Origin of the sequence: Lentzea terrae, from assembly GCF_003265345.1 — a bacterium.
GTDB lineage: Bacteria > Actinomycetota > Actinomycetes > Mycobacteriales > Pseudonocardiaceae > Lentzea > Lentzea terrae.
This window is the reverse complement of record NZ_QFWW01000009.1, coordinates 1,133-13,591: the sequence shown is the minus strand read 5'-3', so window position 1 is coordinate 13,591 and position 12,459 is coordinate 1,133. Positions and strand designations below refer to the sequence as shown.

At 68.5% G+C, this 12,459-nt stretch carries 9 protein-coding genes; 3 read left to right on the top strand and 6 right to left on the bottom strand.

Features of this window, described 5'->3' with window-relative positions:
• Window positions 1-6 precede the first annotated feature (6 nt).
• From DI276_RS16810 to mmuM, 3 genes are all read left to right on the top strand, one after another.
• Window positions 7-1,335 carry an endo-1,4-beta-xylanase gene (locus tag DI276_RS16810; protein WP_198680699.1) on the top strand — a complete coding sequence of 443 codons (1,329 nt, stop codon included), beginning with the start codon at window positions 7-9 and terminating at the stop codon, window positions 1,333-1,335.
• A gap of 249 nt (window positions 1,336-1,584) precedes the next feature.
• Complete coding sequence (locus DI276_RS16805; RefSeq protein ID WP_112264305.1) at window positions 1,585-2,619, top strand: LacI family DNA-binding transcriptional regulator; 1,035 nt, start codon at window positions 1,585-1,587, stop codon at window positions 2,617-2,619.
• Between the two features lie 35 nt (window positions 2,620-2,654).
• On the top strand, window positions 2,655-3,536 hold the full coding sequence (gene mmuM / locus DI276_RS16800; RefSeq protein ID WP_408610557.1) for a homocysteine S-methyltransferase: 882 nt from the start codon (window positions 2,655-2,657) through the stop codon (window positions 3,534-3,536).
• A 33-nt stretch (window positions 3,537-3,569) separates the two neighbouring features.
• Here mmuM and DI276_RS16795 read toward each other — a convergent pair whose 3' ends face one another.
• The 6 genes from DI276_RS16795 to DI276_RS16770 all read right to left on the bottom strand — a co-directional run.
• Window positions 3,570-4,463 (bottom strand): cellulose binding domain-containing protein, encoded by an 894-nt coding sequence (locus tag DI276_RS16795; RefSeq protein WP_112264303.1) that lies wholly within the window; start codon window positions 4,461-4,463, stop codon window positions 3,570-3,572.
• A gap of 61 nt (window positions 4,464-4,524) precedes the next feature.
• Window positions 4,525-7,626: a family 43 glycosylhydrolase gene (locus DI276_RS16790; protein WP_112264302.1), complete on the bottom strand. Its 3,102-nt coding sequence runs from the start codon at window positions 7,624-7,626 to the stop codon at window positions 4,525-4,527.
• Window positions 7,627-7,658: 32 nt separating this feature from the next.
• Window positions 7,659-8,876 (bottom strand): multiple monosaccharide ABC transporter permease, encoded by a 1,218-nt coding sequence (mmsB, locus tag DI276_RS16785; protein ID WP_112264300.1) that lies wholly within the window; start codon window positions 8,874-8,876, stop codon window positions 7,659-7,661.
• On the bottom strand, window positions 8,873-10,378 hold the full coding sequence (mmsA, locus tag DI276_RS16780) for a multiple monosaccharide ABC transporter ATP-binding protein (protein WP_112264391.1): 1,506 nt from the start codon (window positions 10,376-10,378) through the stop codon (window positions 8,873-8,875). Before mmsA ends, mmsB begins: the two co-directional genes overlap by 4 nt.
• A 26-nt stretch (window positions 10,379-10,404) precedes the next feature.
• On the bottom strand, window positions 10,405-11,490 hold the full coding sequence (gene chvE, locus DI276_RS16775) for a multiple monosaccharide ABC transporter substrate-binding protein (protein ID WP_112264298.1): 1,086 nt from the start codon (window positions 11,488-11,490) through the stop codon (window positions 10,405-10,407).
• A 272-nt stretch (window positions 11,491-11,762) separates the two neighbouring features.
• A partial coding sequence (locus tag DI276_RS16770; protein WP_232836711.1) for a LacI family DNA-binding transcriptional regulator occupies window positions 11,763-12,459 on the bottom strand: 697 nt, incomplete at its 5' end.

The following is a 12,459-nucleotide window of genomic DNA, read 5'->3' as shown; positions in this document are numbered from 1 at the left end:
AGCGTCATGAAACTCCTGCACGTGCTGTTGCTCGTGCTGGCGTCGACCGTCGCCGTCGCAGCTCCCACTGCGACGGCGGCCGGCGATGCCTGCAAGGTTGCCTACACCGTGCCGAACGACTGGGGTTCCGGGTTCGTCGGCGCTCTGTCCATCACGAACACCGGTGGTGTGCCGATCGACGGGTGGACGTTGACGTTCTCGTTCCCCGGCAACCAGAGGATCTCGCACGGCTGGGGTGCGACGTGGACCCGGACGTCCGCGACCGCGATGAGCTGGAACCGGACCATCGCGCCCGGCGCGACGTTGTCCGGGCTCGGGTTCGTCGCGAGCTACAGCGGGTCGAACAGCCCGATGGGGGAGTTCCGGCTCAACGGGCAGCTGTGCAACGCGCCCGTCACTGCTCCGTTGCGGGATCTGGCTGCTGCCAAGGGGAAGTACTTCGGCAGCGCGCTGACCGTGACGGAGCTCGAGGACACGCAGAACCGTGAGTTGACCGCACGCGAGGCGGGTGTCATCACCGTCGGCAACGAGCTGAAGTGGGATGCCACCGAGCCCTCTCGCGGCCAGTTCACGTTCACCGGCGGCGACCGGATCTGGGCGGGTGCGGTCGCCGCCGGCCAACGCGTGCGCGGGCACACCCTGGTGTGGCACAACCAGACACCGCAGTGGGTGCAGGACCTGCCGGCCGCGGAGTTGCGGCAGGCGATGCTCGACCACATCCGCGTGGTCGCCGGGCACTACCGGGGCAAGGTGTTCGCCTGGGACGTCGTGAACGAGGCGTTCGAGGAGAACGGCACGCGCCGGCAGTCGTTCTGGCAGCAGAAGCTCGGTGACGGCTACCTCGCGGAGGCCTTCCGCGCGGCCCGTGCCGCCGACCCGGACGCCAAGCTCTACTACAACGACTACAACATCGACGGGCTCGGCGCGAAGAGCGACGCCGTGTACGAGCTGGTGCGGTCGTTCAAGCAGCAGGGCGTGCCGATCGACGGGGTCGGGTTGCAGGCGCACTTGCTGCTGGGCGGCGTGCCCTCGTCGATGCAGCAGAACCTGCAGCGGTTCGCCGACCTCGGCGTGGACGTCGCGATCACCGAGCTGGACGTGCGCATGAACCTGCCGGCGGACTCGGCGAAGCTCGCGACCCAGGCCGCGGACTACGGCGCGGTGGCCAGGGCGTGCCTCGCGGTGACCCGATGCGTCGGGATCACCACGTGGGCGCTGTCCGACAAGTACTCGTGGATCCCGTCGGTCTTTCCGGGCGAGGGCGCGGCACTGCCGTTCGACGAGGCCTTCGCGCCGAAACCCGCGTACGAGGCACTGGTGACAGCATTCAGATGACGAGTTGAGATGACGCAGAGATGTGAACGTGCCCACGCTCCGTGCATGGCTCATGTTTAACGCGGAGCGCGGGCGCGAACCCTCTGAGCTGCAGCAAGCTTTCGTTGTGGAACTTTCCAGACGACTCAATTCGTCTGGACCACATCCCACAGGCAATGTTAACGCGAACATAACCCTTGAGTTCACCTGATCGTGCTCCTTATCGTGTCGGGACACATCGGGTGAAGTGGGTTCGCGAGAGGGGTCGGTGTGGTCACCATCGCGGACGTCGCACGACACGCTGGTGTCGCCCCGAGCACTGTTTCCTACGTGCTCACGGGCAAGCGGTCGATCTCGGCGGACACCAAGTCGAGGGTCCGGGAGAGCATCAGGGCGCTCGGCTACCACCCGCACGCGGGTGAGCCCGCTTCGGGCACCGGCCGGGCCAACGTGATCGGGCTGGTCCTGCCGTTGCGCGCAGGCCTGCACCTGCCGGTGATGATGCGATTCGTCACCGCCGCCGTGACCGCCGCGCGCAGACACGAGAAGGACGTGCTCCTGATGACCGCGGAGGACGGTGCCGCCGCCCTGCGCAGGGCCGCGGACACGTCCCAGGTCGACGGTTTCCTGGTGATGGACGTCGAGATGGACGACGACCGGGTGCCGTTGCTGCGCGAGCTGGCGAAGCCGTCCGTCCTCATCGGACACCCGGCGGCGACGCGCGGACTGACCTGTGTGGACCTCGACTTCGAGGCCGCGGGAGCCAAGTGCGTCGACCACCTGGCCGACCTCGGCCACCGCTCGATCGGGTTTCTGGGCGCGCCGAGCGCCGTGTACCGCCGCAACACCGGCTTCGCCCACCGCGCGATGGCCGGGTTCAGCGCGGCGGCCATGCGCCGCGGCATCGCCACGACGGCCATGCCCGCGGAAGAGGACTACGAGTCGGTGCTCAGGTCCGTCCAGGCACTGATCCGCGCGCACCCGGCGATGACCGCGCTGGTGGTGCACAACGACGCTGCTCTGGGCTGGGTGACCGCCTGCCTGCGCGCCTCGGGCCGCAAGGTGCCCGGCGACGTCGCCGTGGTCGCCATCTGCCCCGACGAGCTCGCCGAACAGGTGTCGCCACCGCTGACGTCGGTGCGGCTGCCGGTGGACGAGCTGGGCCGGCACGCGGTGGAGCTGCTGGCCGGCAAGCTGGACGGCCGGGCGGTGCCACCGCTGCTGTTGCTGCCGCCACGCCTGTCCCGCCGGGTGAGCACTCCGGAGCTGGCCTCGGCCAGGTTCGGGGCGGCCTCGTCGGGCTGACCCCGTCGGGGCGGACGTAGGATCGCTCCGTGGACCTGACAAATGCCTTGGCGCAGCGGGTGGTCGTGCTCGACGGCGGGATGTCGACGGCTCTGGAACTGGCCGGGCACGACCTGTCCGACTCGCTGTGGTCGGGCAGGCTCCTGCTGACCGATCCCGACGCCGTCCGCGACGCGCACCTGGCCTTCTACCGCGCGGGCGCCGAGGTCGCGATCACCGCGAGTTACCAGGTGACCTACCCCGGTTTCGCCCGTGCCGGCATCAGCGCGGACGAGACCGCGCGCTTGTTGAAGGCGAGCGTCGGTCTGGCCCGTTCCGCGGCCTCCGAAGTGGACGGACCGCGCTGGGTCGCCGCCTCGGTCGGGCCCTACGGCGCCATGCTCGCGGACGGCTCCGAGTACCGCGGCCGCTACGGCCTGAGCCAGCAGGAGCTCGTGGACTTCCACCGCCCGCGCATCGAGACTCTGGCGGAGGCATCGCCGGACGTGCTCGCCGTGGAGACGATCCCGGACGTCGACGAGGCCACGGCCGTGCTCGAGGTCGTGCGCGGCAGCGGCGTGCCGGTGTGGCTGTCGTACAGCATCCGGGGCGATCGCACGTGCGCGGGCCAGTCGCTGGAGGAGGCGTTCGCGGTCGCCGAGGGCATCGACGAGGTGATCGCCGTCGGGGTGAACTGCTGTCCGCCGGAGGACGTCGCGCACGCGGTGGACGTCGCCGGGAAGACCGGGCTGCCCGTCGTGGTCTACCCGAACAGCGGTGAGGAGTGGGACGCGGGAGAGCGTGCCTGGACCGGAGATGGCACGGGGTTCGCGGCGCTGGCGGGGGAGTGGACCGGGCGTGGCGCCAGGCTGGTCGGCGGGTGCTGCCGGACCGGCCCGGACGCCATCGAGGTGCTCGCGAAGGCCTTGGCCGCTTGAGCAGAGCGCGGCGTCGGGATCGGCTGTGGTGCTCTATCCGAGTGAGCAGGCCATCCCACTGAGCGTGAACGCGGTCGGCTGCACGTTGGGCCCAGTCGTGACGGCGTTGAACCGCAACGAAACCTGCCCACCCGCGCCGATCGAGCCGTTCGGATCCTGGCTCACCGCGAAGACGTCAGCCCCGTACTGCCGGGCCGTCATACCCCAGGTCTCCCGGATCTGCTGACCGCTCGGGAACCGCCACTGCAGCTTCCACTGCGCGAACGGCTTGTCGGTGTTGTTGCGGACGATCAGCTCGGTGTGGAAGCCACCGGCCCACTCCCTGGCCACGCGATACGTGAGCGAGCAATCCGGCCGCGGGGCCGGCGGCGCGGTAGTGGTCGGCGCCGGTGCAGGCGCAGGTGGTGGAGGCGGTGGAGGAGCTGGCGCCGGCGTGGTGTCCTGCCCCTTGCACGGCGATCCCCACAGGCCGAGACCCGCCTTCTGCGCCACCTTCTCCGGTTCGGCCAGCACGGGGTCGTCCTTCTCCGCCCGCATGGCACCGGCACTCACCGCGAGCGAGGCGTAGTCGCTGCTGTTGAGCAGCCGCAAGGTGATCGCGGACTCCGAGGCACGGCTGTAGCGCACCTGCTGCCCGGCCAACGTGTCCTTGGCGAACTTCAGCGCGCCTGCCGACCAGCACTCACCCGGCGCGGCGAGGCCGAGCACGCGTGCCCGCAACCCGTTGGACAGCAACACGGTCCGGCCGTCCACGACCTCCTCCACCACCTCGGGAGGAGCAGGCAGCACGCTGACGCTCGGCGGTGTCGACGGCGACACAGGCGCGGCGACGGGCGAAGGCGTGGTCTCCGTGGTCGCCGCGGTGGCACACGCGGCGGCGACGACGATCAGCACTGCGGCGGGGGTGTAGAGGTGCAGCGGTCTCACGAGACTCCCAAGAGGCGCGGTTCGACCCCGAGGCGGCGGAACGGGGTCGAACCGCGCGGGTTCAGTTGGCCAACGCCCGGCAGTGCTGCGGCCGGATCTTTTGCGGAGCAACGCTTTCCAGCGTGGGTACGACCGGTGCGATGGTACCGTCGCGGTTGAAGCGCATCCGGTCGATCGTGGTCTCCCGGTGCGTCCCGTCCCCGCCGGGAATGGCGAAGCGGTGGTACACCAGGTACCAGTCGTCCGTGCCGGGCACCTGCAGCATCGAGCTGTGGCCGGTGCCGAGCACGCCGAGCTTCGGGTCCTTCTGGAGGATCAGGCCTCGGTTGGTGAACGGCCCGAGCGGGCTCGAAGCCGTCGCGTACCCGACGCGGTAGTCCTCGCTGCGGGTGTCGTCGATCGACCAGCTCAGGTAGTAGGTGCCCTTGCGCTCCACCATGAACAGGCCCTCGCGGAACCCGTCGAGCCCGGTCAGCCGCGTGATGCGAGCCGGGTCGTACGAGACCATGTCGGCGTTCAGCGGCACGACGAAGGCCTCGCCGTTGCCCCAGTACAGGTACGGCTGGCCGGACTTGTCGACGAACACCGCCGGGTCGATCGCCTGGCCACCGCCGCCCGGGTTGGCGGCGATCAGCGGCTTGCCGGAGTCGACGAACGGACCGGTCGGCGAGTCGGACACCGCGACACCGATCTTGGCGTCCGCGCAGAAGTAGAAGTAGTACTTGCCGTTCCGCTCGACGATCGTCGGCGCCCACGCCCGGCTGTCCGCCCAGCTGACGTCCGGGCCGAGGTCGAGGATGACGCCCTCGTCCTTCCAGTCGACGAGGTTCTTCGACGACCAGGTGGAGAACTTGGTGCCGCTCCAGCCGTCGAACCCGTCCGTGGTCGCGTAGATGTAGTAGGTGTCCCCGAACGCGATGATGTTCGGGTCGGCGTTCAGACCGGGCAGCACCGGGCTGCGCATCTCGTGCGCCTCGACCGTCCACTCCCGACGGTCGCCGGACGCGTTGGTGACGGTGAACTTCTTCGGCTTGCGCAGGTCGACGGTCCCGGTCGGAGTGATCCGGGCGCCGGGCGCCAGAACGAACTCCGGGGCGAGCCGGCGCAGGTCGGTACCGGGCTTGACCGGCAGCACCACGGTGTTCGCCGCGGAGTCGATCACGGCGGGAACCTTCAGCGACGCCAGCGAAACCGACCTGATCACCGTGCTGTTCGACGGCAGCCCGGCGACCTCCGCACCCGACAGGGCGCGGTTGTAGAGCCGGACGTCCTTCATCCTGCCCGTGAGGGTGCGGTCGCCGGAGTAGACCGATCGGCCGAGGTAGTTCGCTGCCGTGACGCCGCCGCCGATGTCAGACGGCTTGATCGTGACGTTGGTGTTGCGGCCCGCCTCGACGCCGTCCAGGTACAGCACCTCGACGCCGTTGCCGACGGTCAGCGTGACGTTCTTCCAAACACCGCGCGGCAAGGCTCTGCCGGAGTCGACGCCCTGTTCGGTCGCCCAGTTCCCGGTCGCGATCGCACCGCGGTAGTTGTTGCCGGTGCTGAAGAGGTAGCCGTTGCCCCAGCCGTTCGTCCCGGTGTTGCCGAAGCCGTAGAGGAAGTAGGGCGTCTGCTGGCTCGGGTCGACCAGGACGTCCGCGGACATCGTGACCGCGGAGGCGCCGGTCAGCATGTTGTTGGGCAGCTGGACGTGCCCGGTGCGGCCGCCGAACGACAGCGCACCGCCGGACCAGCTCACGTCACCCGCGAGCGCGCCGTCGTAGCCGTGTCCGGTGGCGTCCGCGGCGACCCGCCCGGACGTGGCGTTGAGCGGCCAGTGCGCGACGAGACCCTTGCTGTCCGCCTTGACCGGGGCAGGGGGAGCGGTCAAGCGGCTCAGCTCGGCCTGCGTCACCGGCAGCACCGTGCCGTGGCGCGGGGAAGCAGGCAGCCGCGCGCCGGTCGACATCGTCCACTTGCCGGACGCGAGGTCGGTGGTCTCGAACGGCACGTAGCCGCGGCCGCCGAACTCGTCGATGAACAGGTACCACTTGTTCTCGGTGTTGGACTTGAAACCAGTCGGCCCCTCACCCGCGGAGAGCCCGGGGCTCGTCGGGGTGGCCTTGCCGATGCACTCCGCGACGAAGTCGTACTTCGGGTTGAGCACGTCGGTCGACTTCTCCGCGGTGATGAACTTGCTGCACGGCGTGGTCGACGTGTTGTTCCGCTCGTCCTTGGTGTACCGGTAGTAGGTGCCCTTGTCCTCGATGATCGTCGAGTCGATCACCGAGTAACCGGGGTCGATCCACACCTTGGGCGCGCTGAACGTCACGAAGTCGCGCGTCGTCGCGTACATCATGCGGTTGTAGCTGTCGCCCTTGTGGTCCGGGTCGTTCTCCGCGTACAGCTTCGAGGCCCAGTAGACGACGTACGTGCCGCGCTTGGTGTCCCAGAACGCTTCCGGGGCCCACGTGTTGCCCGCGGTCGGCGGCGACACCTCGACACTGCGCTGGCGCGACCAGTGCGCGAGGTCGGTCGACTCCCACACCATGATCGATCGGCTGCCGGTGCGCTGCGCCGCGTCCCAGCCGTTGCCGCCGTTGATCTTCAGGTCGGTGGCGAGCAGGAAGAACTTGTCACCCTCGGGGGAACGGAGGATGAACGGGTCGCGCACGCCCAGCTCACCGAGGCTCGACTTGAGGATCGGCTGGCCGTTGTTCAGCTCGGTCCAGTCCAGCGGGTTGTTGCCCTTGCTGGCGGCGGCGTAGATCTGCTCGCCGTTCGGGCTGCCCTCGCCGGTGAAGTAGAAGAAGCTGTAGCCCGCCAAGGGTTCCTTGGCGGGCTGTGGGACGACGGTGGCCGTCAGCTTCCTGGTCGTGCTCTGGAACCCGCGGCTCACCTTGGCCGTCAGCACGACCTTGGTCGGCTTGGCCCCGGTGGCCGGACGGGTGACCTCGCCGGTCGGCGTGATCACCGACCGGTTCGACGACGTCCACGAGACCTTGGTGTCGTTGAACCCGTTCGTGGGCAACGTCAGATGCCCGCGGACATCGTCGAGATTCGGTACGGACAGCGCCTCGGCGGCGGTCTTGACCACCGACTCGGCCGCGTTTGCAGGGACGGGCACGAGAGCGGCCGCGACCGCGACCACGACGCCGAGGCGACGCAGGGATAACAACATCGTTGTTGTCTGCCTTCCGAAATGAAAAGGGGTCAGGAAGCCCTTCGCTTGGTCCACACGTCATAGGCGACAGCCGCGAGCAGGACCAAACCCTTCACGAGCATCACGCGCTCACTGGGGGCACCGATCAGAGACATGCCGTTGTTGATCACGCCCATGATCAGGCCGCCGGTGATCGCGCCGACGACCTTGCCGACACCGCCCTGCACCGCCGCGCCGCCGATGAACGCCGCCGCGATGGCGTCGAGCTCGAACGCGACGCCCGCGGTCGGACCGGCCTGGTTGAGCCGGCCCGCGAAGATGACGCCGGCGAGCGCGGCCAGCGCGCCCATGTTCACGAACACCCAGAACGTGACGGCCTTGACCTTCACGCCGGACAGAGTGGCGGCCTGCAGGTTGCCGCCGATCGAGTAGATGTGCCGTCCGAACACGGAGTTGTTGGCCATCAACGAGTAACCGAGCGCCAGCGCAGCGAGCAGCACCAGCACCCACGGCAGGTTGCGGAACCGTGCGAGCTGCACGACCACCGCCATCACGACGACCGCGACACCCACCAGCTTGAGCACGAACAACGGCATCGGGTCGACGGTCTGGCCGTAACCGAGCCGCGCGGCCCGCTTGCGCCACTGCGACAACGCGAACCCGGCCACGCACGCCACACCCGCGAGCAGGCTCACGAGGTCGGCGCCGCCGAGCGGGCCGAGACCGATGTTGCCGAGGTAGCCGCCGGTGAAGCCGTTGGACAGCGACCGGATCTCGTTCGGGAACGGCCCGATGCCCTGGTTGCCGAGCGTGGTGAGGGTCAACGCGCGGAACACCAGCATGCCGGCCAGCGTCACGATGAACGCGGGGATGCCGAAGTACGCGATCCAATAGCCTTGTGCCGCACCGATGATCGCGCCGGACAGCAACGTCAGCAGCACGGCGACCGGCCACGGGAGTCCCCATTGGACGGTCAGCACCGCGCAGATCGCACCCGTCAGCGCCACCGTCGAGCCGACCGAGAGGTCGATGTGCCCGCCGATGATCACCAGGATCATGCCGATCGCGAGGATCAGCACGTACGAGTTCTGCACGATGATGTTCGAGATGTTCTGCGGCTGCAGCAGGGCACCGTCGGTCAGGACCGCGAACAGCACGACGATCAGCGCGAACGCGACGTAGATCCCGGACTGCCGCAGGTTGATCGAGAGGCGGCTGGACGGCGCCGCCGGTGCGGCGACCGTCTGAGGCGCGGTCTTCGTGGTCATGAGTTCTGTCCTCGTGTCATGTACTGCATCAGGCGCTCCTGCGTGGCCTCTGCGCGGTCGAGCTCACCGGTGATCCGGCCTTCGGAGAGCGCGTAGACCCGGTCGCACAGGCCCAGCAGCTCCGGTAGTTCGGACGAGATCACCAGCACGGCCTTGCCCTGCGCGGCGAGGTCGTTGATGATCGAGTAGATCTCGTACTTCGCGCCGACGTCGATGCCGCGCGTGGGCTCGTCGAGGATCAGCACGTCCGGGTCGGTGAACATCCACTTGGCCAGCACGACCTTCTGCTGGTTGCCGCCGGAGAGCGTGCCGACCTGGGTCGACACCGCGGGTGTCCGGATGCCCATCGAACGGCGGAACCGTTCCGCGACCGAGAACTCCTCGTTCTCGTTCACCCAGCCGCGCTTGGCCAGCTTGTCCAGCGCCGCGGCGGAGACGTTGCGCTGCACGCCCTCGATCAGGTTGAGGCCGTACCGCTTGCGGTCCTCGCTGACGTACGCGAGGCCGTTGCGGATGGCGGCCTGCACGGTGCGGGTGTCGATCTCCGCGCCGTCCTTGACCACGCGGCCTGAGATGCCGGTGCCGTACGAGCGGCCGAACACGCTCATCGCGAGCTCGGTGCGGCCGGCGCCCATCAGCCCGGCGAGACCGACGATCTCACCGCGCCGCACGGACAGCGTCGCGTTGTCGACGACCACCCGGTCCGGCTGGGCGGGGCTGTGCACCGTCCAGTCCTCGATGCGCAGCACCTCGTCGCCGATGTCGGGCGTGCGCGGCGGGAACCGGTGCTCGAGGTCGCGGCCGACCATGCCCGCGATGATCCGCTCTTCGCTGAGGCCCTTGGCCGGCAGGGTTTCGATGGTCTTGCCGTCGCGCAGCACCGTGACGGTGTCGGCGATCCTGGTGACCTCGTTGAGCTTGTGCGAGATGATCACCGAGGTGATGCCCTCGTCGCGCAGGCCGTCCAGCAGGTCCAGCAGGTGCTGCGAGTCGTCGTCGTTCAACGCCGCCGTCGGCTCGTCCAGGATCAGCAGACTGACCTCTTTGGACAGTGCCTTGGCGATCTCGACCAGCTGCTGCTTGCCGACACCCAGGTCGTTGACCTGCGTCGTGGGGTTCTCCCGGAGCCCCACGCGGTCGAGCAACGCCTGTGCGTCGTGGTTGGTGCGGTTCCAGTCGATGAACCCGCGCCGCGCTCTTTCGTTGCCCAGGAACAGGTTCTCCGCCACGGAGAGCTGGCCGCACAGGGCCAGCTCCTGGTGGATGATCACGATGCCGCGCCGCTCGCTGTCGCGCACACCGTTGAACGCACACGGCTCGCCGGCGAAGACGATCTCGCCGTCGTAGGTGCCGTGGGGATGCACCCCGGACAGCACCTTCATCAGCGTGGACTTGCCGGCGCCGTTCTCTCCGCAGATCGCGTGGATCTCACCGCGCCGCACGCTCAACGAGACGTCGTGCAGCGCGGTGACCCCTGCGAACCTCTTGGTGATGCCGCGCATCACCAGGATTTCGTCAGACACGATGATTACCTGAGCTGGTCGGCGGTGTAGTAGCCGCTGTCGATCAGTTCCTTCTTGTAGTTGGCCTTGTCGACGGTGACCGGCTGCAGGAGGTACGACGGCACGACCTTGTTGCCGTTGTCGTAGTCCTTGGTGTTGTTGACCTCGGGCTTGCTGCCCTTGAGCACCGCGTCCGCCATGGTCACGGTGACCTCGGCGAGCTTGCGGGTGTCCTTGTGGATCGTCGAGTACTGCTCACCAGCGATGATCGACTTCACCGAGGCGACCTCGGCGTCCTGGCCGGTGACGATCGGGTACGCCTGCGCGGGCGTGCCGTAGCCGCTGCTCTTGAGCGCCGACAGGATGCCGATCGACAGACCGTCGTAGGGCGAGAGCACGCCGTCGACCTTGGCGCCGCCGTAGGTCGAGGTGAGCAGGTCCTCCATGCGCCGCTGCGCGGTGGCCGGTTCCCAGCGCAGGATCGCGACGGTCTTGAAGTCCTTCTGGCCGGACTTGACCACGAGCTTGCCCTGGTCGATCAGCGGCTGCAGCACGGACATCGCGCCGTTGAAGAAGAACGTGGCGTTGTTGTCGTCCGGCGAGCCCGCGAACAGCTCGATGTTGAACGGACCCTCACCGCGCGTCTTCAGGCCGGCCAGCAGCGAGTTCGCCTGCTCCACGCCGACCTTGAAGTTGTCGAACGTCGCGTAGTAGTCGACGTTCGGGCTCTTGCGGATCAGCCGGTCGTAGGCGATCACCGGGATCTTGGCGTCCGCGGCCTGCTGCAGCTGCGACGTGATCGCGGTGCCGTCGATCGAGGCCACGATCAGGAGCTTGGCCTTCTTGGTGATCTGGTTCTCGATCTGGTTCGCCTGCGTGGGGATGTCGTTCTCGGCGTACTGCAGGTCGACCTTGTAACCCTTGGCTTCCAAGGCCTTCTTGATGTTGTCGCCGTCGTGGATCCAACGTTCCGACGACCGGGTCGGCATGGTGACCCCGACCAGCGCGTCCTCGCTCGACGTGCTCTGCTGGTCGCCCGTCTTCTGGGTCGAGCCGCAGGCTGCGAGGGTGACGGTCAGCGCGGTGGCGGCCGCGATTCGGACAAGCCTCATTGGTTCTCCTCGATGTCACCGACAGGCAACAGTGCTGTAGGCGGCGAGTGTTATCGCTAACAATGGACCAGTCAAGTGACAGGTAGATAACGCCAGGCCAGCCTTGTTAGCGCTCACAGGTCGTTCGCCAGGCGAACCGAACCTGCGGATTTCGGTGGTCGAGGTTGGTTCAGTTCCGTCTCCTGAGCGCAGGCAGGATGCGGGCGAGGAGTGAACAGCGGTGAACGACGCACAACCAGCTGCCGCGACGGTGCGGACGGCGCAGGCAGGGCTCAGGCGCTCGCCCGGCGCACCAGCGAGGTCGGCAGCAGCATCGACAGCGGCAGCTTGTCGTCGCCGGCGAGCTCGGCCAGCAGCCGCCAGGTCATGGTGCGGCCGAACTTCTCCACGTCCTGCCGCACCGTGGTGAGCGGCGGCACCGCGGTGGAGGCGAGCACGGAGTCGTCGAAGCCGACCACGGCCACGTCCTCGGGAATCCGGTAGCCGCGCGCCTGCAGCACCCGCAGTGCGCCGAGCGCCATGATGTCGGCGGCGACGAAGACCGCGTCGAGGTCGGGTGCTCTGCGGAGCAGTTCCTCCATCGCGTGCGCGCCGGCCTCGGGGGTGAAGTCGCTGTGGACCACGCGTTCCACGGACATGCCGTGTTCGGCCAGGCCGGACCGCCACCCGCTGAGACGGTCCATGCCCACGGCCATGTCGCGCGGGCCCGCGATCGTGGCGATCCGCTGGCGGCCCAGCGACACCAGGTGGCGCACCGCTTCCAGGGCGCCGCTGAAGTTGTCCGCGTCGACGAACGGGACGGTGCCGCCCGCGAGCGGACGGCCGCCCACCACGATGGGCAGGCCGGCCTCGTGCAGCATGCGGGGGAGCGGGTCCTCGCCGTGCAGGCTCACGACGAGCGCGCCGTCGACGTGGCCGCCGGTCAGGTAGGCGACCTGGTCCTGGCCGTCCAGCGGCTGGTTCATCATC

Bases quoted from the DNA above. Each gene is read 5' to 3' on its own strand.
- chvE (WP_112264298.1), bottom strand. From the start codon at position 11,490: ATGAGGCTTGTCCGAATCGCGGCCGCCACCGCGCTGACCGTCACCCTC.
- DI276_RS16810 (WP_198680699.1), top strand. From the start codon at position 7: ATGAAACTCCTGCACGTGCTGTTGCTCGTGCTGGCGTCGACCGTCGCC.
- mmsB (WP_112264300.1), bottom strand. From the start codon at position 8,876: ATGACCACGAAGACCGCGCCTCAGACGGTCGCCGCACCGGCGGCGCCG.
- DI276_RS16790 (WP_112264302.1), bottom strand. From the start codon at position 7,626: ATGTTGTTATCCCTGCGTCGCCTCGGCGTCGTGGTCGCGGTCGCGGCC.
- mmsA (WP_112264391.1), bottom strand. From the start codon at position 10,378: ATGCGCGGCATCACCAAGAGGTTCGCAGGGGTCACCGCGCTGCACGAC.